The sequence below is a fragment of the Paenibacillus sp. W2I17 genome (genome assembly GCF_030815985.1).
In the GTDB taxonomy this organism is placed as follows: domain Bacteria; phylum Bacillota; class Bacilli; order Paenibacillales; family Paenibacillaceae; genus Paenibacillus.
In genome coordinates this window covers 2,858,419-2,883,072 of the sequence record NZ_JAUSXM010000001.1, presented here as the reverse complement: position 1 = coordinate 2,883,072, position 24,654 = coordinate 2,858,419, and the positions used below count along the sequence as shown (strand labels likewise).

Genomic DNA, 24,654 nt, shown 5'->3' with positions numbered 1-24,654 from the left:
GGAGGAAGTAAGGGATGAATCCTACCGCTATCAAAAGAATCAATCGTGCGTTAGCCTATTTATGTCTAATTGTTGCTTCTGCATTTTTCATGATTCCGTTCATATGGCTGCTTTCGACTTCTCTTAAACCACTCACACAAATCTTTACATTCCCACCAGAGTGGATTCCGCGTCCAATTCTGTGGAGTAATTATTCCCGTGCTGTTGAGTATATCCCTTTCTGGACATATCTGAAAAACACGGCGATTATAACTATCGTTAGTACGCTTGGTGTGATCATATCCTGTCCCTTGGTTGCATATAGTTTTGCCAAGTTAGAGTACCGTGGGAGAGGTTTACTTTTCTTTGTTACCCTTGCTGTTATGATGATCCCCGGACAGGTGACAATGATTCCTCTATTCCTGTTGTTTACTAAATTAGGTTGGGTAGGAACACCTCTTCCACTGATTGTACCCCAATTTTTTGGAGTGCCCATTTACATTTTTCTATTGCGGCAGTTTTTCATGGGACTGCCTGATGCCCTGCGCGAAGCGGCCCGCTTAGACGGCGCTAGTGAGTTCCGCATATATTTACAGATCATGTTTCCACTAGCCAAATCCGCCGTATTAGCCGTGGCATTGTTTCAATTTATGGGGAGCTGGACTGATTTCATGGGCCCCTTGCTCTATTTAACCAATGAACCATCTTACACGGTTTCGCTCGGATTGCAGCAATTTCAGAGTCAAAAGGGATCCGAATGGGGTCTATTAATGGCGGTATCCACCTTGATGACATTACCTATTATTGTTTTGTTCTTTTTTCTTCAAAAGACGTTTATTAGCGGCATTACATTTAGTGGTATAAAAGGTTGAACATCATTGGTATGAATTAAGCTCCAGCGATGTGGAACCCCAGGGATGTTAGGACGGATCATTCCGCGACATGGATCGGCTGTTATGGACCCAAAGGCATCAATGGCATTATCGATCAGATCGCTCAGGCTCTGTTGGGTTGAGAGGCAGCTTTTAGATGAGGAGAAACATCCAGCTCGTGGTCTGTTCCCTAAGTCGTAAATGATTAGCATAGCCCCATTGTTAAAATTGTAAAATCGAAAGAAAACGTTATGCTGCGCCTATGGGACGCAGTAGCATAACAAAAGCTGCATGGCCGATTGGCTTATACAGCAGGAGGAAGCGCCACGACGATGAAGTCGCGGCGCTTTTTTGCGGGCATCACGGCGTAGCTATCGTGATGCACCAAGTGTTGCCATCATGAAAGTGTGCTCGTGATGGCAGCATGAGCACCGCACTAATGCACGCGGTGCAACCCCATGAGGTACTGCCCCATTGGGTGCAGCAACTCATCCTGACGCGGCTTGCCATTGCATAAGCCGCGCTCCGTTTCACCTTTTACAACACTAAAAGCATCATTTAAATCGGAGAGAACAACATGATATAATCAAGACCATTACACCGAAAATGCTGTACCCGAGCATGTGAAAAGTCAGATAAAGATTAGTTATAAAATCAGAGGAAAACATGTGACGTTGATTGAAGAAAGACAAGCCTTTCGAAGTGATCAATGGGTACAGATGGGGTTAATTTTTCAAAAAAAGTGTTGGAGAGTTGAGTAACCCAATTAACATTAAAAGATCTGAATGCCTAACCGGAAACCATTGAAGAGACGGATTCATTCTTTAGCTGGCATTCATCTTTAAAGAGAATTTGGAGGCCACAGAATGGATCTGAAGAAGTACCTGGCAGAGAATTTTCCAAACCTGACCTTAGAACCGCCTCATTTTTATAATTGGGATGTTGCAATACGATTCGAGCTTGGCAATCCTCTGATGTTTGGAATGAATATGGAGCATTACATGGAACAAGTTTATCATCGATCACTTGAATTATTTAAGGCTCTTCATGATCAAGAAGATGAAGTTCTATTAATAACTCAAGCTTATTTTGCAGATAAGCCTAAACACAAAGTGAAGAAATTGAACCTGTATAGAAAATATATCAAGAAGAAAGGGCCGATTAGAGCCTTGAGCCTTGATATATTTCCAGGTCTAAATTGTGAACCGGATGACATCCTAGACCCAAGGAACAACATGTATAGGTACTGGACTAAATGTAGAGTTGAGGACTTGAAATATAATCAGTTAATCAAAGCTATATGTAATCATGATGTTGGAATTAAGCCAAAGATTTATCATAGGGTGTATTTCATTAATATAAGTAAGAAAACGGTATTTCATATCTATGATGATAGAGGTTGCGATGTTATTTCAGCAGCAAGGGAAGAGCTAATGGATGTCTATACAGAATATAACGATTGGATTCTAGATTATGATCGAGACAAAATTAACAATATATTTATAGGATAATGGGGTGGATGACAGTTTTCGGGTGTTGATCGCTCAGGGAAAATGTATTATTTGAAACACAGGTTTGGAAAGAACTTTAAGGGTGTTCAGATGTAAGGAGTAAGGATTATGGATAAAAAAGAAAAGAAGCTTATCATTGCTATGATTGTACTTGCTGTAGTTGTATTAGGAGCTATATGGTACCTAAAAGTAGGCTATCTATTAAAGAAACCGGAGATGCCCGAAGCAAATATTGCAATTCAGACTCAAATGGTGGATGGTGGTGCGATCAGTTTACGAAATGCTGATTACACGGAAAATCAAATCAAGGTTGGATATGAAGTGAAAGGGTACAGTTTGGAGGAATATAACATTGCTTGTGAGCTTTATCGTGACGGGAATCTGATTTCAACTTCTGGCTCAACAGGTGGAGGTTTGATAGAACTGGACGAAAAGCATTATTACTTCATCGGTTATGAGAATATAACTCAAATGAATTTGCCTGAATCTATACATCTAAACGTGGAGATTAAAGTGATACCCAATGATTTTAGACAAAAATCGATAACTTCATCATTTGACGTAAGCCTTGATAAAGAAGTGCAATAGATTAAATAGGGCAGCTATGTCCGCAAAGGTCACCATTGTTCGATGAAAACCTTAATTCAAATGGTACTTCTCCATAACGGAGTCACGGAAAGCTTCGTATCTTGATAACGCTTGTACAGAGGAGGATTGAGGTAAACTATATTGACTTATCCCTTCAAGGCTGAATTTACCTAAGTTATCATTGATTAATCCATAATCACCAAAGGAGTTTTTCATCAAGAAGAGCACACTTTTATCACCCTTCTGCAGTTCTACATAGTCATCAACTGTATATTTGACGTCTCCTTCCAGACTAACGGGTTCAATGATTGTCAATTCGTTCTGATTTGAGGGGAAATCTTTGGGTTTCTTCAATATCTTTTCAATCTTGATGTTTGTATTGGTGTGAAAGGATTGCATGGTCCCATCATCAAATGCAGTAATAACATGCTTTCGATCTCTGAAATCTTCTGTGGCATAACCAATAACGACCAGTTCAGCGAACGCATCCAGCTTATCTATTTCATGAAATGTTAAAGAGTTGGCTGAAAGGTTGACGACTTTATGAATGTTTACGTCCGGTTTCGATTGACCACTTGCGTAAGCGATTGCAACTGCAGAGATAGCCAATACGAATAAAGAGACTAGTACAACCTTCCTTTTGAAAAAAGACATGATCTCATCCTCTCCGTTAGATTTAACTTCTTTTAAAAGCATATTGCTTCATTTCTACTATACACATATCTGAAAATTATTGTAAATTAAATGTCTAGCAGAATATCAATCCTGAATTCAAAATCTAAAATATAGTGGCACCATGTAATTGATTTTAGAACGGAAAAACAAAATATGTTGAAGGACCTAAATCGTGACCATAAAATTGATAGAAGAAATTCAAGGAGGGTCCTATGAAGACCATCGTTTATATGGTAAGGCATGCAGAGTCACCGTATACGGAAGGAACGGAAAGAACGAGGGGGCTTACTCTGGAGGGCAAGATGAATGCAGAACGAATAACGGAAATATTAACGAATGAAGGAATACATTCCATTGTCTCAAGTCCTTATGCTAGGGCTATTCTGACCTTAGAGGGTGTGGCAGCAGCGTTAGAATTAGATATTCAGATCATGGAGGATCTGCGGGAAAGACATTTTTCAGATGATATGATTGCGGATGAAGAGTTCGAGCCTGCTTCGAAGAAGATGTTCGATGACCCGGATTATGCAGAGCCAGGGGGCGAGTCGAACACGGTTTGCCAGAATAGAGCAGTGGGCGTGTTGAAACAGATTTTAGAAGAATACAAGGGCAAAAAAGTGGCGATCGGCACACACGGACATGTAATGACGTTGATGATGAATTACTTTGATTCGAGTTACGGATTGGATTTTATGAATCAAACCAAGAAACCGGACATTTATCGATTACAATTTGACGAGATGGAATTAGAGAACGTGACAAGGCTATGGAGCGAATAGGGTGAAAGTGAATGACGAGAACGCTTGTTCATAATTTTGGTTACAGGTAAAATATAGATATTATTAAATATGGAAGGGATTGATTCCATTGACATTACAAAACTTGTTTCATGAAAAACCAACGAAACTATGGAACGAGAGAATGGTTAAACACGGAGATGAGATTTTTACAGAAGAGATTACTCATGTCTGATCAAGCCCTGGATACATATTTGCACCAATTAATAGCATTACAAGAAACGCAAGATTCTGAGCACATGATGAAGGCTGTAGAAGAAGTTGTGCTTAGGTTTAATGAAATGAATGAGGCCAATAGTTACTTTATTGAGACGATGGAACGTGAAGAATTGGCTGATTTTATAGACAAGGCGGCTAGGCTGGCTGGATTAGACATCCATGAGGAAGAAGATATTACGGAAGAATGGAGAGAGTGGTAATTCAGCAGAACAGTGTTTTCCAATTTTAATGATAAGGATGATCAATATGGAACGAGGACTCATTATATTTTTGAACGGAACGTCAAGTTCGGGCAAGACGAGCATTGCGATGGAAATGAAAAATCAGGGAGACATTCCGTTTCATCATCTATCTGTAGATCAAATTCTGCATAATTATGATCAATTCATCGACAATACATATCCAGATATGAAACCAACAAGAGAAGTGGAACACCATGTGATGACCGATATCCTGTTCGACCCCATCAATTCGTTGTACTGTGCAACCATTAAACTGTTTTCGGAGATGGGTTTGAATGTCATCGTGGATACGGTCATCAGCAATGACAAGTGGTTTAACGATTTTTATGATTTACTATCGGATTATCCGATATTGTTTGTAGGCGTGCAGTGCTCGAAAGAGGAACTTACCAGAAGAGAGCAGAGCAGGGGAGATCGTGAGATTGGACTTGCCCATTCCCAGTTCGACTACATCTACTCCAATGATGAATATGACCTGGAAGTGAATACGGAAGAGCTTAGCTCAGCTGCATGTGCGGAAAAAATATTAAGTTATATGAAGTCTGATCAGGAATACTCGGCATTTAAGAAGTTAAGCAGAAGAGACTGAAGCTGATTGCGTCAGATAATATGATATCCATTCCAATGAAAGTTAGGGATTCGGCCAAATCTTTTTCTTAGAGTTGCCAGGACCTAATAAGTAGATTTCATCAACACTCCCATAAGTATTAGAAAATGAAATTGTGAAGTCTTTACTACCACCGATAGGAAGTTTACTGCCTTTAATCTGAATGAATAATGAATTGTTATTATGTGAGAGGTAATAGCCGTGATATTTGCTAATACTGTCTGCAAATCCACCTTGTATAGTAATAAGCTCAGGAGAAACTTCAGTTCTCGTAACCATTGTCTCGTCAGGATCGACAACCTTGTTCAACATATAAAATCCAATGATAATAGGAACAACGACAATAATAACTGCGCTAACAATAATGCTATACTTCATGTTTGGTCGCATATTCATTACTCACCTCATAATTAGATGATATGAATCGATGTCTCAATACTCATTGGGCATCGATTTATTGTATTTAATCAGAACAGAATTCTACGTTTAGAAATATTTGGCTCATTTAAATAATATACTAATTCATTTTTTTTGTAGAGATAGGGGGAGGTCATCGATGGAAATTAATGCTATTAATCCAGAAGATCATATCCAACACATGTTACAGGCAATCATTGAAAAAACAAAATCCATTATCAACGATACTGGTAAACAATCCTTCGGCTCTTTAGAGTATTTCTTGGAGCACATTATAGTGTACCGGGATGAAAAGCAATACATGTCTAACGAGTGGCATATCCGCACACCGCGCTGGTTAGGGGAGTATGGAAATACGCCGGAGGAAGAAGAGCTTCTTTCAGACCTTTACCGACTGCAAGCATATATCAATTAAAGGGCGGATAAGCGGCTTACGATGTCGCATTAGTCCGGCTTAAATGTCGCAAAAGTACATGGTAACGCGATGCGGAGATCGTATATACTTTCTTTATGTTTCGATAATGAAAATCATTATCAGTTTTATACATAAGGGGGATTCATCATGAATCAAGGAACAAATAGGCAGGTTGCCGGAAGTAAGGCATATGCTGCTCATAAATCACGATTATTCATGGGCTTGATGTTAGCCCTTATTCTTGTCCTGACCGCTTGCGGTGCTGGAACAGGTACAGATAGCGGTAAACAATCTGCGGCAACGCCAGCGGAGACACCTGCGAATGCAGAAACACAGACAGACGGAGCTTTTCCCGTAACGATCACACACATGAAGGGTGAGCTGACGCTAAACGAAAAACCACAGAGAATTGCGGTGCTTGATGTTAAATTTCTGGATCAAATGTTAGCTGTTGGTGAGAAGCCGGCAGGTAGTGTTATCGCTGGAGGTAACACCGATTTTCCAGAATACTTAGGAGATCAGCCGAGTGATGTACAGGTTCTGGGTACACGGGACGAGCCTAATCTGGAAGCGATTGTAGCGTTAGACCCGGATCTGATTATCATGACGGACTTCCAGGAGAAACAGTATGAGAGTGTAAGCAAAATTGCACCTACCCTCGTACTGGACTTCTACGAAGACTGGCGTGATACGTTAGCCACAGTTGCTAAGATTACAGACAAGCAGGACGAAGCGGAGAAAGTGCGCACAGCCTATGAGGAGAAAGTTGCTGGACTGAAGGCGAAGCTTTCAGAGAAAATGGGAGATGAAACGGTCGCGCTGATTCGTCCGAGAAAAGAAGGTATTCGTGTTCATGGGATCGAGCATCGCACAGGCGGCATTCTGTATCAGGATTTGGGTTTGAACATGCCTGCACTCGTTGAGGGAATCAAGGATGATACCTCCGTTGAAATCTCGATGGAGAAGGTTCCTGACATTGGGGCAGATCGTTATTTTGTGCTGTCGGATGAGCTGTTTGCGGCAGAGGCAGAGGCTATGGTGAGTAATCCAGTGTGGAAGTCCCTTGATGCTGTGAAAAATAACCGCACGTATGACGTTAACTCAACATTGTGGATTGCATACTACGGACCTCTTGCGATTAATCTTATTGTAGATCAGGCATCGGAAGCCCTGCTCGGATCGAATTAATATGAATTCATATCTCTCGACAGACTTATGGAAAGAGACAGTGGAAGATCATTCGATTTTACTTGGTGAGCCGCCTGAACATAGTGTCCGTACCATTGCTCTAAGTGAGCTGCATGACGAAGCGGCATGCCGAGAGTATATCAGTTGGCTTCAGGAGTACATCGATGCGCCTGACATGAAGGTTGCCGCTTCGATGTTAGCCAAACGGATTGGTTATCTGTGGACGGCTCCGCTGGTGACCGCGATGACTTTTCATCATCAGCATGTTTCGTTTCAGCTGGAGAACAGCTTTCTCTATCATCCGGCGCTCTCAGATCATGAGGGCGGCACACGATTTCCTTTTCTAGCGGTGAATGGGCTTCAGGCAGAAGGACTAATGGGAGACAGGGAAGTATGGCGGGAAAAGGTGGTCGAGGAGATGTTTGCGGGACAGCTTACACCCCTGTTAAAGACGCTTGCTGCGATTGCACCTCTTTCGATGAGTATTCTCTGGGAGAACATTATGGTACGCATTGGGCCACTATATACGCCTGATGAAGACGAGGCAGAGCAGGAAAGTGAGCACATCCAGGCGGACTTTTCATATCTGACACAAGTGGCGTCCGGGCAAGTATTCGGTGTGAGAAAGAATCCGTTGACCCGTTTCACCGATTGTACGAATGATATACCCGTTGCAAAAAGCGAGCGCATCACCTGTTGTTTCTATTATCAGATGTCAGGGGAATATTGCAGAAAATGTCCGAAAATTGACAATGAGAAAGAATCTCAACTAAAATGACAACAGCAACAACTTTACCTTTGCTATTGTCAGGAGATGAGAGAAATGCCGCTGCAAGAACAGACAAGTCTATGGAGTGATACAACGATCAAGATGCTTGACGGGTATAGCGGTACTTTGCAGACAGGCAGTGTTCTTAGCGAAACTGAATTAACTTCAAATGTGCTGCTGCTGGCATATGGAGGGGAAGGGGAGCTTGCAATGGATGGCGAGGGTTGCCACATTGGAGCTTCTTTTGCCTGTCATGTGGTGAAGGGATCATCCTTTACGCTGACGGCCAGATCAGACGAACTTTATTATATCGTAATTATGTACGAGGCTTCTTCCATGGAAGGAGCCTCCCATGCCATGCCCTCGTATCGCAAACATCCACTGCAAAATTCGTTTATTCAGAACCCTGTGACTCAGGCAGAATGGATTCAGAATGCGGAAAAAATCGTTGCCAAATGGCGTCGTGGCGAAGGACTGGAACGGTTTCATGCCCATGCGTTGCTCCAGGTGATGATCTACGAACTGATCATGGAGTATGAACGTGGTCAAGGCGGAGCAGAGTCCGACATGGTGGATGTTGTTGTGTCATATATATCATCGCATTATCGCCAGAATCTGGAGCTGAAGGAACTGGCAGCCCTCGCCGGATGCAGCGTAAGACAGCTGCAGCGACGATTCAAACAAGAGAAGCAGCTTGGACCGATGGAATACGTCATCCAGTTGCGGATGGAGAATGCCTCGCGGATGTTACTTCATACGGATGCTTCCATTGGGGAAATTGCTGACAAAATGGGCTACCGCGACATGTATTATTTCAGCAGGGCGTTTAAGAAATATTATGGCGTTCCTCCGCTGCGTTATCGACTTGCTGCCGTTTCGGAAACAGATGCAAATTATGCTCAATCCTTGCTGCGGAATCGCATGGCTTCTTCGTACGAGTCGGACCAAGGTCCAGTGATATGCCATATGCGAGGTGAATATCCTGTCACCCGTTCTCCACAGTGTATCGCTGTACTCGATGTGCAATATGCGGATCATTTGCTTGCGCTTGGATTATCTCCAGCAGGAAGTGTGGGATTGGGAAGTGGAACGTTCCATTTCCCGCAATATATTAGGGCAGGACTGCAGGGTACCGAAATACTCGGAACGTATGAGTACCCTGATCTGCTTGCTGTGGAACGACTGTCCCCGGATCTGATTATTTGCACTGAGGTGCATGATCAGTACTATGAACGGCTCAGCCGGTTGGCTCCAGTTCTTATGTTTAAGCGCAATGAGAGCTGGCAGACCATTCTTAGCCTGTTCGGTGAATTAGCTGGTAAACGAGCAGAGGCAAAACGTATACTTGAGGATTATCATCGACGGACCACATTGCTGTCCGAAGAACTTGCTCCAGTACTGACAGGTAAGAGCGTGGCACTGATTCGTCCGTTGGACTCATTGGTTCGTGTACATTCTGCCTCTCATCGCACAGGCGCTGTGCTGTACCGTGATCTGGGTCTGCCTGTTCCGTTATTTGTGGCAGATACCACCGATACGGCCTATCATATCTCCGTTGACAGACTACCGGCTGTGCAGGCGAGCCACTACTTTTTGCTTAGCAATGAGATCATGCAGGAGGGCATATCTGCGACCGAGCAACGTGTCTGGGGGATGCTTGACACGGATGAGCGACAGCAAATACACTCAGTAGATGCCGCGACATGGATCGGTTGTTATGGACCAACAGGCATCAATGGCATTGTGGATCAGATTGAACAGGCGTTGTTGGCTTGAGTAGGTGGTTGCCGGCGCTAGCCCGTTTGCAGCGAAAGACGGTACGCTCTACCTTTCAAAAAGTTGATATGTTCCGAAAGTATCGAAGGTCGTCTGATTCCCTATGGGATGAAGAAGGACCTTTTTGTTTTATTACTATAATAAAGGGTTCCACTGCATACTCGCATCCTGTACAACCCTCCATATATTCAGCGTATTCAAAGCCCATTGGATCGATTGGATACGGGGTTGAGAAAACTAATAAATCTCCCTTATTCGCCAATTACCTTTCGCAATTGTAACAATATGGGTTATCATATACGTAGTTCAGGCACTATTAGGAGGTGATTCAATGAAAAAAAATATTGCAATAATCATACTAATGGTTGGATTGATAATAAGCATGTACTTCAACTATCAATTCAAAGCGTACAAAGACAACCAAGAAGTTGATTACACGGTTAAACTAAATCATGGAACTGAAATTGGTATAAAAGAATCCATCTACAATTTAGATGATGTGATAAAAAGCTTAGAGGACAATTCTTCCAAGGAAACAGTCATACACGCATTAGGAAATGTTGCAGTATCTTTGAAAGTGGGTGAAGAATCATTCGTCTTTCTGAATTCCGACTTCAGGGAAGATCAATTACCATCAACCGATTTAATCTACAATGTGTTTAGAGATATGTATACGTATATAAGTGTTGAAATCACAGACGACATTTTATCGAATAAGATATCGCTAGAAAAAGAATCGAGAAATCAACTGATTAAGGATATTGGAGTGCTTAAACAAGATTTGGAGTATATCGATAGTCAATTTAACGAGGATATTCTGAAAGAACAAAGTCCTAAGTGGATTGAAAATAAGTGGAAAGAGTTAATAGGAGAGATTGTAAATCGAAATACGGATTATAAGTTATATGAAAGAATGAAAACGAAATACAATCTATAAGTAGTTTGTGGAAGGTAATTTACATCTAAATAACAACATATCTACGCTTGTTGCTTTCACTTCTTGGTTTGCCGAGGGTATTCGAAGAAGTGGAGTCAGCAGGTAACCCTGCACTACCTTACTGAATTGCAACAAATAACTGCACTCTTAAGGTAGTGAGAGTTTACATAAAAATAGAGGATATATCTTGATATACGTCTAAGGTAGAAGGAGAGAATGTAATGAACAACATAAATTCTCATAATTGCAACCTAAATATAAGGTATGACCTGCCTGATGAGGTATGGGATAAAGTTTCTAAAGTATATGAGAATATGCCAGGCTGGATTGGTTATAAAAGTGGAATTCCATATTGGTTTGGAACTGACGAGGATGATGTTTTTATTGAAGCATCCGTTGAACCAAGTGGATTATCATTTTATGCACAGATGAATAACGATGATTGGACTTCTTGGATAGAAACGTTCAAATTAGAAGCGTCAAAAGTGTTGGGTTTTGATGTTGGTGAACCTGAAGATGGATATATGTGATGAAATAAGGAGGATCTCATGATGAGTGAATATGGTACATTACATGAGTCAAACGGTCGTTATGCTTTGAGGTTTGAACGATTTCTTCATCATAATCCAGAAGATGTTTTCCTTATGATCACGAAGCCTAGTTCCTTCGCCCAATGGTATCCTTTCGCAACAGGAGAGATGGATCTCAGACTTGGTGGCAAGATTGCCTTCGATGATGGTGAAGGAACGACATATGAGGGGACCATTACAGAGTTAGAAAAGCCATATGTATTTGGTTTCCGTGAAGTTGATGATCTGGTTAACATTTCATTGCAGGCAGAAGATAAAGGTTGTCGAATGATCTTTACCCATACGTTTAACGATGATTCATGGGCAGTGAATACCGCAGCAGGATGGCATAGGTGTCTGGATGTATTGGTCCAAATTATCAATGGTAAGCCCATTCATTGGCATGATAACTCCACTAAGCTGCGTGAAATCTATAGTGAAGCATTTAATATGGAAGGTTAACAGAATAAAATAGTTATTCCAAATATAACAACCCACCCAATGTTGACCGCCATAGGTGGGTTGTTGTCGTGACTAAGGGTTTGTGAATACAGATAAGTTATCTGAAACCGACAAGATTGGGGGAGAAGAATATAAAACGTCTTATCATCCATCCCTCAGAAATCTAGCATTTCGACTTAGTTATGAAGATCTTAAAAACAGTGTAAGCTGGCTTCAAACAATCGAAATAGATCCTGTTCCATTTGGAAAACACGATTCAATACATCCATCCATTTATCAGACCAAAGCATTAAAAGTAGGACCTGCAGAATATAAATTGAAGTCGGCATCAATCAAAAACATGGCCCAACAAATTCGAACGGTAAAAACAGGCTCAATTGTATGGACTGCAGATGTATTAACAACGATCATGGAACCAGGCAGTGAAACACTAAGAAATAGGAGGGTTCATATGAAAGCTGTGATTTGCACAAATTACGGACCGCCAGAAGTGCTGCAGATGAAAGAGGTGGAAAAGCCGAAACCAAAAGACCATGAGGTTTTAATTAAAGTATTTGCAGCCACTGCACATATTGGCGATACCCGTATTCGAAGAGCTGATCCATTCTTGGTGAGACTTGTATTCGGCATGTTCAAGCCCAGGAAAAATTTAATACTTGGACTAGAAATATCCGGTGTAATTGAGTCGGTAGGAAAAGACGTACAATCCTTTAAGGAAGGAGACAAGGTCTTTGGGCTTACAGGATTTAGTGGAGGTTATGCCGAATACATTTGTTTACCTGAAAAAGTGAAAAACGGAACCGGAGAAAAAAAGGGAATGGTTGCAATAAAGCCCAACCATCTATCCTACGAAGAAGCTGCGGTCGTTCCATCGGGAGGGCTTACAGCTTTGAAAAATTTGCAAAAAGCAAAAATAAAGCCAGGTCAGAAAATTTTGATCAATGGAGCATCCGGCAGTCTTGGGACGTATGCAATTCAACTTGCGAAATACTATGGGGCAGAAGTCACAGCGGTGTGCAGTAAAAGTAATTTTGGATTGGTAGAATCTATAGGAGCAGATAAAACTAATCGATTATACCGAAGAAGACTTTACAGCCTCAGAAACCAAATACGATATTGTTTATGATGCCGTAATAAAAGCCAAACCCTCACAATGCCAAAAAATCCTAACGCCAAATGGTGTCTTTCTAAACAACAGTCGACTTCCGAAAATGGAAGTAGCCGATTTACTCTTTCTCAAAGAGTTGATCGAGGAAAACAAACTAAAACCGATCATCGATCGAACCTATGCTCTTGATGAAATTGCGGAGGCCCACAGATATGTGGATACCGGGCGCAAGAAAGGCAATGTGGCAATAACGGTAAGATAGAATGAAGGGTTTATAGAAATACAGCTTTACGCTGACGGAGGTTATTGCGATCAATACGGACAAGATTCATCACATTAATCGTTCCTATTGGGATACAAGAGGAAATGAGTTTTTAGGCGCGATCGTGCCTCCTCTGTACGGAGCGTTTGTCTCGGAAGCGAAATACCGTCTGTTTGGAGATGTCTCTGGGACAAAGGTACTGGAGATCGGCTGTGGAAACGGTCAATCCTTGTAGTATCAAGGTGAGCGGCAGGCAGCTGAACTATGGGGCATCGATTTATCCGCGCAGCAGATCGAGAAGGCACGGCAGCATCTGGCGGAGCGCGGAATTTCGGCGAGGCTGATCTGCTCACCCATGGAAGAAGAATGCGGTATACCGAAGGAATACTTTGACTATGTTTACTCCATCTATGCGATAGGCTGGACCACCGACCTCGAAGGAACGTTCAGCCGGATTGCTTCCTATCTCAAAAAAGACGGTATCTTCATTTTCAGCTGGTCTCATCCCATTCATAGATGCGTCATCGAAGAGAACGGAAAGTTCGTGTTCAGCAAAAGTTATTTTGATGAATCCTGGTGCGCCGTGGCTCCCGAGTTTATCCAAGGTGAACTCACTTTATCCGACCGCAAGATGTCCGCCTACATCAATGCATTGGCAAAAGCCGGGTTCGCAATCGAGCAGATGGTGGAGGAAACAGACGAAGAAATCATGAGGCTGCAGGGCGAGGACAATGATCTTGCCCAAAGAGCGAAGATGTTTCCCGTCACTTTTGTGATCAAAGCAAGAAAGTTATAGGCTTAATGGTAAAAGGATGGGTTGCCCCCGAAATAACTGCAATCTGAATATCCGGTATGATCTGCCTGACGAAGATGGAATAAAGTAGGCCCATAAGGGAGTGTAAGGGGAATGTCATAGAGGTGAAAACTCATTGGTATTATCCCCTCATGGTAGACAGTGAAAAAAGAGATCATGTTACTCAAACACTTGAAACCGGAGGGAATTTTTGTTATGCCAGCGAAAAAAGGATTTTTCTTTTAACCATATACAGTCTGCCAAAGACGGCTAAATACAGTATTTTAGACAAATATCAAATCGCTCTTACATTAGCTGATAAATATCTTTTTAAAAAGGGAGTTAGCCCTTATCAAGATGTATATTTATTAATTCAAGTTAGAAATGCAATTACTCACTATGAGCCAGAATGGGTTACAACTGAATCGGAATTTCCAGAAAAAATAACTGAGCAAGCTTTAGAAAAGAAACTGAAACATAAATTTGGTTTAAATCCTTTTGCTTCTGACAGCCATTTTCTTTCCTAGAGCGCTTTTTGATGACAAGTATCTGAGTGATTTAAGTCAATTTGTTAAGCAAATGGCTCCGAAATCCATTCCTTAATTTTTTCTTAGCAGTAAATCTTAACTTAAAAAGACGTTAACGGATGTGAATTCATCTGGCTAACGTCTTTTTTTATTGAACGGTCAGGAATGAATACTTACAATAACTTAAGACTTACTTATAATAACTTGCAAAAACTCAAAATTACACTTATAATCACTTAAAGGAGGTGCATGTATTGTGTATCAAGAGGAAAGATTGTTAAAAATACTCGAATACTTGAAACAACACCAATCGATGAGTGTTACAGATATATGTACGCTGTTTGAAGTATCAAGGGATACTGCACGAAGGGATATTGTTAGATTAGTACAAGAAGGCGTTGTGATTCGAACTCATGGGGGGCTATCGTTACCTGAGTTACAGAAAGAAATGCTGTCTTATCAGGATCGTTTGATTGATGAATCCGAGAGTAAGAAAAAAATAGGGAAGTTTGGGGCAAAACTTATCCAAGACCATGAGACTGTGATTTTAGACGTATCAACCACGGTGCAATTTGTAGCGGAACAAATTAGCGCAAAAAATTGCACGGTGGTCACGCACTCCATTGATAACGTAGGGATCTTGTCCAATCGAGAGGATCTCCAAATCTATATACTCGGTGGTTACTTGAATGTAAAGCACCGCTTTTTATATGGCTCTTCCATTATCGATAAACTAAGTGAAATTCGTGCTGATAAAGCCTTCATTGGAGCATCGGCGATCCGGTCTGATGGACTCTATTATCCATATGAAGAAGATGCCCGGGTAAAGAAAGAAATGGCTAGAAGATCTGATCAGGTTATCGTAGTAGCCGATCACACAAAATTTATTGGCAAATCTATTCATCGGCTGGACTTTGATTTCGTTGACATTTTAGTCACAAATCTGGAACTCCCGAGTGAGATCAGAGAAGTTCTGGATCAGAAGAACATCACTGTTATTGAGTGTCAGGAAGAAAATGAAGAGGTTCGAAAGCAAGACTGATAACCATAGGGAAGAGGAGGGTTTTTATGTATTATATTTTGCATAATGTACAAATGGCACTTCGCAACCGTATCGTTCCATCAGCCAATGTGTGGATTTCTGAAGGGAAAATCATGAGGATAGACACAGGTGATCTTCCTACGCTAGAAGGAGAGTATGAACGGATTGATGGGAGAGGACATTTGCTAGTACCTGGGATGATAGATGTTCATATCCACGGTGCCAATGGCTTTGATATGATGGACGGTACTGAAGAGAGTATTCAAGAAGTTTCACGCCAATGTGCTTTAACGGGGTGTACCTCATTTCTGGCTACATCTGTTAGTTCTACGATGGAGGATCTTCTGGAAATGATTCGTAGTGTCAAGCGTGTAATAGGACAAGAAGTGGGAGCAAAGATCGCAGGGATTCACTTAGAGGGACCGTATCTGAACCCGAAGCGAAAAGGAATGCAGAATGAAAAGTATTTGCGGCATCCCAACATAGAAGAAATGAAGATCATTTTCCAGGAAGCAGGGTCACTCATTAAGATGGTTACTATTGCGCCCGAGCTGCCGGGAGGAATGGACTTGATTTCCTTTTTGAAAGAACAGGGAGTAGTTATAGCGATCGCTCATTCGGATGCCACATATGAGGAAGCCAAACAAGCCTTTACATCAGGTGCGAGTCATGTTACGCATTGTTTTAATGGCATGCGGCCGATCCATCATCGAGATCCGGGTCTGATCGTGGCTGCTTTTGAAGAGAAACATGTAAGTCTTCAAGCTATTGTGGATAATGTCCATCTGCATCCTGCTATTATTCGACTGATACATAACCTGAAAGGACCGGAAGGAATGGTCTTGATCACAGATGCTTTACAAGCAATGGGTATGGGCGATGGGAATTATCTATTTGGAGGCCATCATGTCACGGTATCGGGTGGCATTGCAAGACTGGAGGATGGAACACTGGCCTCCAGTACAGTTACCATGAATGAAGCCTTACGTTATACTGTCGAAACCGGAATTCCCTTGATAGATGCCGTACAGATGGCTTCAACTACGCCGGCCAATATTCTTGGATTTCAACAAAAGGGGGAAATTTCCTCTGGTTTCGATGCCGACCTGGTCCTATTGGATGATGAATTTCAGGTTCTCTGGACGATGGTGGGCGGTCAAATTCTATAAATCACTATTATTTGCGATTCCACAGCGAAAGCCCATTAGATAAGTCTAGTGGGCTTATTTTTTATTTTCTTCACATTCCGACCCATACAGGATAATAATCGTCAAATATATAAACAATAATAATGGTATCATAATAAAAATATTACATCGACTGTGGGGTAATATGATGTACATTGTAGTTGTGGAGGTGATACCATGGTCGATCATAAAATCTCATCGGATTTACTCAGACGACATACGGATGGCGAATAAGCACATTACTTCGTCAGGACAAGCTCCCTCACTAGTTGGTTCTCTTGGATTGAATTTATTTTCCTACATACTCATCCAGAAAGCGATCTACTCTTTGGAAATATTCAGTGGGGTAATGGTTGACGGCATCGATGAGCTCCGTTTTTTTTACACGAACGTTAAATGTCAAATCGGGTTGTAATGATGTTTGACTCATTCAGACTCCTCCAGTTTTTTTTCTTTAGGTTGTATGGGTGCGAACAAATAAAAGGCATGCCCCTTCAGATTTTCCCACTCGGGATGATGAATAATACTTTCTCCAAGAGTTAAGCCCACTCCATTAAAGAAAGAGATATAGGCACGAGAGATCATTGCTGGAGAAGAGCTTTTGTTGAATTCTCCCATTAACTGTCCCTTGGCATAGACGCATTCGATCGCATCTGTCATTACCTTTATACACGGAGTCATGCGCTTCGCCTCCAGTCAAGTCGAAGCGAAGTGGATTCCCTAACGCGTCAACTACCGCATGAATTTTCGTGCTTAATCCACCTCGGGAACGTCCGATCGCTTGCTTTGCCCCTTTTGCGCCTGATCCATGCTGGTGAACTCGCACTTCTAATATAATTACCTCAGAGGGGGGAGGATATTTTCAATCCGCACGACGGGCAGCCGCTAGTATTACTAATTTATTTACGGCACTTGATATAACGAAATATACAAAAGCTGATTTAGCAAAATCTTATAATGTTGTCGAGCATAATGGTGTTGTTGAGAAAATTTCCGTTACTCCTTACATTGAGTACTTGCCTGTATCAAATTTAAAGGTGAACTTACTTAAGATATCTCTTATTCCTGTTGCGCTAGCCATCATTTTAAGTTTAATTGCTTTGATCGGCTATTATTTAATCCGGATGCTTATTAACAAACTACATAAACGAGGAAATCCTACAACCAATTTTACTAAATATCATCTTGCAATACATTTTGCAGGTGTGGTACTCCTTCTTAATCTTTTCATCATACAAACGAAGTTGAGGTTTCCAAATTATCCTGCTTATTCTTCGTTACGCATCAATTTAATGTTTAACCTACTTTATGTGGTTCTAGCAGTCGCGTATCTTGGCTTTCTTATGTTCAAACTGCGGAAGAACAGTTACAGCAAAAAGCAAAAGGTGATGTACATCATGTCTGGCATCTCGGCTGCTATATTGGCTGCTTTTGTTGTGGGATGGAATTTGTATGTTTAGAAGGGCAGAAGTTAAATGGGTAACTTAAGCATTATTGATAGATGCCATGGTTAGACTTCGTAATGCCGATCTCAGGGTAACAAATTCGAGCTATTCATAGATCAGAGATAAGGTGGTCACAGAATGGAAGCTAAAATGCTGTTTGGCGTTGGCTTAGTCTTCGATACACCCGAATTCGGAACCATCGTTATGGGGGCTAATGAAGAGTTGGATGAACTACTGCCTTCGACAATTAAAGAGATGATTGGTGAACAGATTATCATCAAAAAAACGGATGGGAAAGAGCAAGTATTTGAAGTTGTTTCTACTCAAATTAACCATTCTATAGCTGGCAAGAAGAATATCGGTATATGTTTGGGAAAAGGGATTTCCCCAGACGAAGTACCAGCTGGTTCAATCGTCTACTGTTATCCATGAGGACAGATTGATCAGTAGATATGCTTTGTTGAAGCTACATGGAGTGGCAGTTTTTTATTGTACTGGCTGTGCCCATCTTTACTTTTAAAGATCATATATGTTCCGAAAGCATCGGAAGGTCATCTGATTCCCTTTTTGGGATGAGGAGAGCCTTCCTTTTTATTTCTCAAAATTGCGGAGAAAGACATAGACTCAAAAACAAAGGAGAGTTTCCTATGAACGATGATACTACAACCGAAGAGACTATCACCATAACTAAAGGTTCTACTCATTCACTGCATATTCGTTGTCCCTATAAACCTGCATATGAACCCAAACAGAAAATGTGGATCATACCCTAGGGGAAACAACCAGTGAAGCAAAGAACCGTTACAGAAGGCGCTAAAGTTACGAGGATACAGTCGCAAAACAATCATAACGTATTGTAATCAGGTCGAGCGTTTTCTAAGCAGCTACGTAAATCCGTAATCAACCCTAAACATAAGGCTATATTATTTCTGATGTATTCTTCCGGGCTTCGTGTAGGTGAAGTTGTACGTCTGCGTTGCAGCGATCTCGATATTGAAAGGCAGACACCCATTGTGAGACAGGGGAAGGACCAAAAGGATCGGAGGACGCTTCTTTCAAGCCTCGCCTGGGATATGGTGCAGAAATACATAGATGAATATAGACCCAATCGTTGGCTGTTTCCGGGGCAATCTTCTGATCGACATCTTACTGAGCGGAGCGTGCAGAAGGTTTTTGAAGAAGCTAGACAGCGCGCAGGAATTGTGAAAAAGGTTAGTATTCATGCGTTGAGGCATTCCTTTGCCACTCATTTGCTAGAAAACGGGACAGACCTGCGCTACATTCAGGAGTTACTTGGTCATACGAGTGCACGTACAACTCAGCGATATACGCATGTTAGTACGGAAAATATTCAACGTATTCAAAGCCCGCTGGATCGGATGGATTTGGGAGATTGAGTACTGCTCTAATTCTCCCTTTTTCTCCAAACTTTTCTTCGCAAATGTCACAATATGGGTTATCATAGACGTAGTTCGGATAATGTACGAAATGTGTTGTATCTACGAAGTACATAAATTAGATGTTATGAGAAATGACCAAAATAACAAAAAGGAGTCTTCTAATGAATAAAGCAATAGATCCAGTAAGTGGTAAACTCTTAGAGGTACAAGAATGGTTAAAGGTATGTGGCAATCGCAGAGAGGGATTATGTCCCGTATGTGATGAGGAGATTTCTCTACGAGCTGATAAATCGGAAAATACAAGAACACATTTTACACATAGAAAAGGATCACGGTGTCCTACAATTGAAAAAAATCATAAGCCATTTGAACATTTAGTTGCTAGTGATATTGATAATGAGAATGGAGAGTACATTAAATCACTGACCATTGCTAACTCATATTCAATTTATGAAAAGTGTAAGGGTATCGCTGATAATTTGAGTGTAAAAGAGTTTAGAGAATTGATTGATTTTGCGACATCGAAGGGAGTTTGGAATTTTAAAGGACTAACATTTATGTATGTACCATATATTCTTTTGACTTGTAGAGAGAGATTCATAAAGAAAGATAGTGATTATAGAAAAAAAGATTTTTATTTTGTATTAGATCCAAATTTAAATAAAGTTGATGAACTGTGGAACGATACTAAGAGCAAAAAGCAGAAATTATGGAAAATAAATGTTGATAATAATAGCGTTGAAGAATATTCTATTAACGAAATTCTTGTGCCAGAATGGTTTACATATACAAAAGAATATATAACTAACAAACTTTCTTGAGTTTATTCAAGGATGCTGGTCACATCTCATAACAATATATCTATGCAGTGGGACTTTCGTCCCCTGGTCTGCTAGAAGCATTTCAAGGAGATTGTTCAGGCAGACAACCCTGCAAGTCTAAGTGGCGAAGCCACCCAGTCGCTACGCTCCTTTAAGCCTTTCGGGTTCATAGATACAAAACGTTATGTGAAACCAGCGATAACTCTGATAAAGGAGTCATTATAATGATTGAATACAACCTTATTACAACAAAGAATAGTGTTAAGCCGAATTATGATATTAGCAATAAAGATTTTTATTTTGAGATATATGTTAGCCCTGGTGAAGAAGTATGCCTATTGGGAAAAATAGATAATAACTATATTTGCTGGTGTTCGATAACCAAGGTCACACAATTAAATACTAATGAAGAAATAATCAATTACTTGCTATCACAATCCACTGAGCGACTGTATTCAAGCCACTATCAAGTGTTAGGATCTCGTTATGAAGAAATTCGAAAGTGGCACTCTTTTATTGTTACAAAGCATTGGCACAAAGGTCAGTACTGGTATAGGTCTCCTGTAAGTAATTGCTTTTTCGGTACTCCTCCCTATAATAATGGTTCGTTTTTGGCGAGAGAAATACAGAAATTCTTCCTGATGGAGCTCAGTAAGTGTCAATATCGACTTATTGATAATGTTTATGTAAAGGTACTTAGTAGATATAAAGATATCTTAATGAAGGAGAATAGCCCGGAATATTATCTTGAGATGTTACCCATCAAAGAGATCATAAATTCAGAAAGTTATCTAAAGTTATGCTCTAATGATGAAATCAGAATTTTATATCTGGAATGTTTTGACCAATGTACTAATTTATATAATTTGTATATGACTGCTTCACGTTAAACCCATAAGTAATTCGAGGAAGTCGTTGGAGTCACATAACAACATGTTCACGCATCGGGGCATTCGCCCCTCGGTCCGGCAGATGTAGTTGGCAGGGAAGCAGTGGCAGCCGGACACACTCGACTTCGTTGAGCGTCGTGAATACGAGAACGTTATGCGATATCATTGAAAGAATGAAAGGAATATGAAAGTATGCGCATAGATGAATCATATAAAACATTAAAACTGAATTATGCATACCAAATTGCTTCTCTTGCTAGCGATATAATTATTAGTAAAAACATAGATGAAAAATTTAATGAATATTTATGGTTTTTCGAGAGAGATCGAGATGAATATTTTTCTGAGTTAGTACAAGGGAATGAAATTAAGTTACAAAAACCTCATAAAGAATCAATATTATATAACTTTATTAGTGATCTATTAGTTATGATTCTAACAAAAAAGGAATATTGGTTTGTGGATGATTTTTATAATTTTGAACATGAAGAAATAGAGTCATATATATTACAGAACTTTATCGAGCCATTAGAAGTGTATAATCCCAAAATTAATAAATATAGAAGTATCCTAGAAGAACTAGAAACTCAATCAACTGAAGAGAATAGGGATCAATATGAAGAGAAGATAAAAGATATTATTAGTGAAATAATGGATTTGTTTATTGCAGGTAATAACAGTATAGAAGATGAAACTTTCTATCTTTTATTTAATGATAAGTTGTTTTTATATTATTTTAATGAGCTATTGTCTGAATACGTATCGGAAAGTGAATGTATAAATATTAATAGGGTTAGAGTGCCTACATGGCTCAAAAAAGGTGTATTCTTCAGAGACAATGGAAGATGTCAAAATTGTTCTAGGGATTTGTCTGGAATTATTAATGTTAACCCAGAAAGGGGGTTACATTTTGATCATATAGTTTCATTAGAAAACGGAGGATCAAATGATCCGACTAATTTTCAATTATTATGTTCTGACTGTAACCTGAAGAAATCAACAAAGAATAAAAAACCTAAATTATTGTATCAGTTCTATTGGTAGAATACTTTTCTTGTATTAACAGTAACCAGGAAATTAGTAGGTTTTACAATGATGCCAATGACATCGCATAACAGCATATTCACGCAGCAGGCCTGGCGCCCCTTGGTCTGCAGAAGGTTTTCAGAGAAGCAGATTCAGCAGACAGCCCTGCACTGGCTAAGTCCGTCGACCCAGGGCTTACGCCCTTAAGCCAGTGAGGGTTCGTGAATACAAAACGTTATAAAAAATAGTCGCGAAAATGAGGGATCATACCAAGATGAAAACTTTAATACCACTACCAGCAATGCCGGAGTTTTTAAACGGTTCACCAGAAATCACAAAATTATTAGACAAGATAAGATTCGAATTGGAGAAGCAAGATGATGAAGGTTACTATTTTGAATTTGGATGGTTTGTGAGGGAGTATTCAAGAGCATACAGATACCATATCCAGTGTTCCGAATACAGACTTGAAAAAATATTCTCAATTTATAAGGACGCATTTGATTATTTTGAAGATCAAATTCAAAATGTTGAAGATAATTGTTTTGGAATGTCATTCTCAAATAGGAATTCAAATATTCTTTACTGGGAATTTGAGTCGTACCTTTCATCAATTAATGTTGCTTTAGATTTATTGGCAAGAATTATTGGTACGGCATATAAAGACCATATGCCGCCATCCTTTAATAAAATTTGCAAGAAAGACTTGGATGGGCCTATAAGAGATCTACAGAATGCTAAAGCCATATGGGTAACAAGACTAAAAGATTATAGGGATTGTTTTATTCATTACACTCCAGTTGATACATTATTAAATATCTCAGCTAATTTGTACAGCAAGGGTTGGGAGGTTAGAGCTAAGATTCCTGTAAACCCTAATGCAAGGGAAATTATGAATTTTAAATATTCACGAAGAGTGGAATTATTAAATTACTCTATTTCAATTTATAAACATATGAGAGCATTAGATAAGAGAATATCGAAAACCATATTTAAATTGTATAAGAAAAAACAGTATCCCGTAAGGATATCTAATCTTTTTTCTATAGGCGTACGTGAGTAATTCAAGAAGGCCGGTGCATCCCGAAATTGGGAAGAGAAAAGGTGAAATGTTTGATGAACATTTCGATGATTGAATACCTCACATTGTTTTAAGTTGCCTTATGACTTAAACCACAAACCATGCTCTATCAGTTGAAATTTAGTTAAGAACGGTTTAGATAAGACGATATTGACCTCTCAGACGGGGAAGATTGGTATGATTGATATCCAAATCGAATGTTGTTTGTAATCTGGTTAGGAATTCTCTTTGTTTGATTCCTTTACTTTTGTTGATATTTACAATCCGTGAACAAATATTATTTTTTGACACCGTAGGGTTTATTTCGGTGTTTTTTAATTTTTATTCGATTTCCGCATTAAGGGGATTATATTTTATCTTACAATTTGGATTAGACGAAGATATTAGTTTTACAACATCGGGTACGGATGAATCGCATTAAAAATGACTGCTCACGTATAGCATTAACAAGACATGGGGCAGTTTAGACCCATCAGAGAGGTGGATGTATGAGCCGGTTGCTTGACTTATTGGAAGAGGAACGGCGCAAGCTTAATCAGCTTGGAGAGGCATCCTTGAAGCAAGCGATTCCGTTGTGGGACAATCCTGAGGTTCAGGAACAGAGCAGAAGGGTGGACGAACTGGTGGCACGAGTTAGTGAAATGAAGGCGAGACATGACCGAGTGATACGATGATGACTGAGGTACATAATGCGTAGGGGAGGAGAAGCTATGGACTTTCCATCGTGGTTGCAACAAGCGATTCAGGCGAGGTTAGATGAGGTGTCTGCCCAGATCGAGCATGATCCTGACCTTAGTCGTGTACGTGGGGAAACAGATGAAGCGTTCGAAGCTTTGTTTGCTAGCAAAGATGTCGAGCAGACACCTGGATATGCTGAGTGGGAGAGCCTATACATTGTCACCAAAGGGATAGAGAATGAGCAGTTGTACATGCAAGGACTGAGGGACGGCATTCAGCTCACAGTTTCCTTGCTGGGGCAGTCAATGTTAACTGACAGGGAGAATGATAGGCCGGATGCCTAATTGCTTGAAAATATGTCTCATAAGAAG

The 24,654-nt window shown here is 40.4% G+C and carries 28 protein-coding genes and 4 pseudogenes; 27 read left to right on the top strand and 5 right to left on the bottom strand.

Translation table 11 applies throughout. The features are described 5' to 3' along the window. The first annotated feature begins 14 nt into the window (after positions 1–14). The 4 genes and pseudogenes from QF041_RS12830 (at position 15) to QF041_RS12820 (ending at position 2,950) form a co-directional block, all read left to right on the top strand. Positions 15–851, top strand: coding sequence for a carbohydrate ABC transporter permease (locus QF041_RS12830; protein ID WP_307414477.1), 837 nt, complete (start codon positions 15–17; stop codon positions 849–851). A gap of 602 nt (positions 852–1,453) precedes the next feature. Continuing rightward, positions 1,454–1,612: pseudogene (locus QF041_RS31325) on the top strand (DUF3024 domain-containing protein); the annotation flags it as partial. Between the two features lie 105 nt (positions 1,613–1,717). After that, positions 1,718–2,362 (top strand): DUF3885 domain-containing protein, encoded by a 645-nt coding sequence (locus tag QF041_RS12825; protein WP_307414476.1) that lies wholly within the window; start codon positions 1,718–1,720, stop codon positions 2,360–2,362. A gap of 108 nt (positions 2,363–2,470) precedes the next feature. Next, positions 2,471–2,950, top strand: a complete 480-nt coding sequence (locus QF041_RS12820) for a hypothetical protein (protein ID WP_307414475.1) — start codon at positions 2,471–2,473, stop codon at positions 2,948–2,950. 51 nt (positions 2,951–3,001) lie between these two features. Here the strand turns inward: QF041_RS12820 and QF041_RS12815 are convergent, their stop codons facing one another. Next, positions 3,002–3,604, bottom strand: a complete 603-nt coding sequence (locus QF041_RS12815; RefSeq protein WP_307414474.1) for a hypothetical protein — start codon at positions 3,602–3,604, stop codon at positions 3,002–3,004. Positions 3,605–3,837: 233 nt separating this feature from the next. Between QF041_RS12815 and QF041_RS12810 the strand changes: the two genes are divergently transcribed. The 3 genes from QF041_RS12810 (at position 3,838) to QF041_RS12800 (ending at position 5,472) form a co-directional block, all read left to right on the top strand. Then, positions 3,838–4,404 (top strand): histidine phosphatase family protein, encoded by a 567-nt coding sequence (locus QF041_RS12810; RefSeq protein WP_307414473.1) that lies wholly within the window; start codon positions 3,838–3,840, stop codon positions 4,402–4,404. Between the two features lie 185 nt (positions 4,405–4,589). Continuing rightward, positions 4,590–4,841 carry a hypothetical protein gene (locus tag QF041_RS12805; protein WP_307414472.1) on the top strand — a complete coding sequence of 84 codons (252 nt, stop codon included), beginning with the start codon at positions 4,590–4,592 and terminating at the stop codon, positions 4,839–4,841. Between the two features lie 46 nt (positions 4,842–4,887). Beyond that, a complete protein-coding gene (locus QF041_RS12800) occupies positions 4,888–5,472 on the top strand; it encodes a chloramphenicol phosphotransferase CPT family protein (RefSeq protein ID WP_307414471.1) in 585 nt (194 codons plus the stop codon). A 42-nt stretch (positions 5,473–5,514) separates the two neighbouring features. On the opposite strand, the gene QF041_RS12795 is transcribed toward QF041_RS12800, so the two are convergent. Next, positions 5,515–5,886 carry a hypothetical protein gene (locus QF041_RS12795; RefSeq protein ID WP_307414470.1) on the bottom strand — a complete coding sequence of 124 codons (372 nt, stop codon included), beginning with the start codon at positions 5,884–5,886 and terminating at the stop codon, positions 5,515–5,517. A gap of 160 nt (positions 5,887–6,046) precedes the next feature. Between QF041_RS12795 and QF041_RS12790 the strand changes: the two genes are divergently transcribed. The 12 genes and pseudogenes from QF041_RS12790 to nagA all read left to right on the top strand — a co-directional run bounded on the left by QF041_RS12790 (position 6,047) and on the right by nagA (position 16,924). After that, complete coding sequence (locus QF041_RS12790) at positions 6,047–6,322, top strand: hypothetical protein (protein WP_307414469.1); 276 nt, start codon at positions 6,047–6,049, stop codon at positions 6,320–6,322. A 147-nt stretch (positions 6,323–6,469) separates the two neighbouring features. After that, positions 6,470–7,510, top strand: coding sequence for an ABC transporter substrate-binding protein (locus QF041_RS12785; RefSeq protein WP_307414468.1), 1,041 nt, complete (start codon positions 6,470–6,472; stop codon positions 7,508–7,510). 1 nt (position 7,511) lies between these two features. After that, entirely contained in the window at positions 7,512–8,288 is a 777-nt protein-coding gene (locus QF041_RS12780) for a (2Fe-2S)-binding protein (protein ID WP_307414467.1), read from the top strand. A 45-nt stretch (positions 8,289–8,333) separates the two neighbouring features. Then, positions 8,334–10,055, top strand: coding sequence for a helix-turn-helix domain-containing protein (locus QF041_RS12775; protein WP_307414466.1), 1,722 nt, complete (start codon positions 8,334–8,336; stop codon positions 10,053–10,055). A gap of 331 nt (positions 10,056–10,386) precedes the next feature. Continuing rightward, entirely contained in the window at positions 10,387–10,992 is a 606-nt protein-coding gene (locus QF041_RS12770; RefSeq protein ID WP_307414465.1) for an oxidoreductase, read from the top strand. A 221-nt stretch (positions 10,993–11,213) separates the two neighbouring features. Further along, positions 11,214–11,522, top strand: coding sequence for a hypothetical protein (locus QF041_RS12765; RefSeq protein ID WP_307414464.1), 309 nt, complete (start codon positions 11,214–11,216; stop codon positions 11,520–11,522). Between the two features lie 18 nt (positions 11,523–11,540). Next, positions 11,541–12,023 (top strand): SRPBCC family protein, encoded by a 483-nt coding sequence (locus QF041_RS12760; RefSeq protein WP_307414463.1) that lies wholly within the window; start codon positions 11,541–11,543, stop codon positions 12,021–12,023. 451 nt (positions 12,024–12,474) lie between these two features. Beyond that, a pseudogene (locus tag QF041_RS12755) lies at positions 12,475–13,393 on the top strand (NAD(P)-dependent alcohol dehydrogenase). Between the two features lie 31 nt (positions 13,394–13,424). After that, positions 13,425–14,189 (top strand): annotated as a pseudogene (locus QF041_RS12750) (class I SAM-dependent methyltransferase). Positions 14,190–14,311: 122 nt separating this feature from the next. Continuing rightward, a complete protein-coding gene (locus QF041_RS12745; protein ID WP_307414462.1) occupies positions 14,312–14,713 on the top strand; it encodes a hypothetical protein in 402 nt (133 codons plus the stop codon). Positions 14,714–14,969: 256 nt separating this feature from the next. Further along, positions 14,970–15,755 carry a DeoR/GlpR family DNA-binding transcription regulator gene (locus tag QF041_RS12740; protein WP_179282962.1) on the top strand — a complete coding sequence of 262 codons (786 nt, stop codon included), beginning with the start codon at positions 14,970–14,972 and terminating at the stop codon, positions 15,753–15,755. Positions 15,756–15,781: 26 nt separating this feature from the next. Further along, entirely contained in the window at positions 15,782–16,924 is a 1,143-nt protein-coding gene (gene nagA / locus QF041_RS12735; protein ID WP_307414461.1) for an N-acetylglucosamine-6-phosphate deacetylase, read from the top strand. A gap of 307 nt (positions 16,925–17,231) precedes the next feature. On the opposite strand, the gene QF041_RS12730 is transcribed toward nagA, so the two are convergent. From QF041_RS12730 to QF041_RS12720, 3 genes and pseudogenes are all read right to left on the bottom strand, one after another. Beyond that, positions 17,232–17,372, bottom strand: coding sequence for a hypothetical protein (locus QF041_RS12730; RefSeq protein WP_307414460.1), 141 nt, complete (start codon positions 17,370–17,372; stop codon positions 17,232–17,234). Further along, complete coding sequence (locus QF041_RS12725; RefSeq protein ID WP_307417096.1) at positions 17,369–17,623, bottom strand: hypothetical protein; 255 nt, start codon at positions 17,621–17,623, stop codon at positions 17,369–17,371. The genes QF041_RS12730 and QF041_RS12725 overlap by 4 nt, the downstream gene beginning before the upstream one ends. After that, positions 17,613–17,768 (bottom strand): annotated as a pseudogene (locus tag QF041_RS12720) (IS5/IS1182 family transposase); the annotation flags it as partial. The pseudogene QF041_RS12720 and the gene QF041_RS12725, both read right to left, overlap by 11 nt. A 757-nt stretch (positions 17,769–18,525) precedes the next feature. Here QF041_RS12720 and QF041_RS12715 point away from each other — a divergent pair. From QF041_RS12715 to QF041_RS12680, 8 genes are all read left to right on the top strand, one after another. Beyond that, a complete protein-coding gene (locus QF041_RS12715; RefSeq protein WP_307414459.1) occupies positions 18,526–18,819 on the top strand; it encodes a hypothetical protein in 294 nt (97 codons plus the stop codon). A 500-nt stretch (positions 18,820–19,319) separates the two neighbouring features. Continuing rightward, a complete protein-coding gene (locus tag QF041_RS12710; RefSeq protein WP_307414458.1) occupies positions 19,320–19,784 on the top strand; it encodes a tyrosine-type recombinase/integrase in 465 nt (154 codons plus the stop codon). Positions 19,785–19,948: 164 nt separating this feature from the next. Then, positions 19,949–20,608 carry a hypothetical protein gene (locus QF041_RS12705; protein ID WP_307414457.1) on the top strand — a complete coding sequence of 220 codons (660 nt, stop codon included), beginning with the start codon at positions 19,949–19,951 and terminating at the stop codon, positions 20,606–20,608. A 224-nt stretch (positions 20,609–20,832) separates the two neighbouring features. Then, on the top strand, positions 20,833–21,498 hold the full coding sequence (locus QF041_RS12700) for a hypothetical protein (protein ID WP_307414456.1): 666 nt from the start codon (positions 20,833–20,835) through the stop codon (positions 21,496–21,498). A 192-nt stretch (positions 21,499–21,690) separates the two neighbouring features. Beyond that, entirely contained in the window at positions 21,691–22,542 is an 852-nt protein-coding gene (locus QF041_RS12695; RefSeq protein WP_307414455.1) for an HNH endonuclease, read from the top strand. Between the two features lie 256 nt (positions 22,543–22,798). After that, positions 22,799–23,587, top strand: coding sequence for a hypothetical protein (locus QF041_RS12690; RefSeq protein WP_307414454.1), 789 nt, complete (start codon positions 22,799–22,801; stop codon positions 23,585–23,587). A 506-nt stretch (positions 23,588–24,093) separates the two neighbouring features. Continuing rightward, complete coding sequence (locus QF041_RS12685; protein ID WP_192265137.1) at positions 24,094–24,279, top strand: aspartyl-phosphate phosphatase Spo0E family protein; 186 nt, start codon at positions 24,094–24,096, stop codon at positions 24,277–24,279. 36 nt (positions 24,280–24,315) lie between these two features. After that, entirely contained in the window at positions 24,316–24,627 is a 312-nt protein-coding gene (locus QF041_RS12680) for a hypothetical protein (RefSeq protein WP_307414453.1), read from the top strand. The last annotated feature ends 27 nt before the right edge of the window (positions 24,628–24,654 follow it).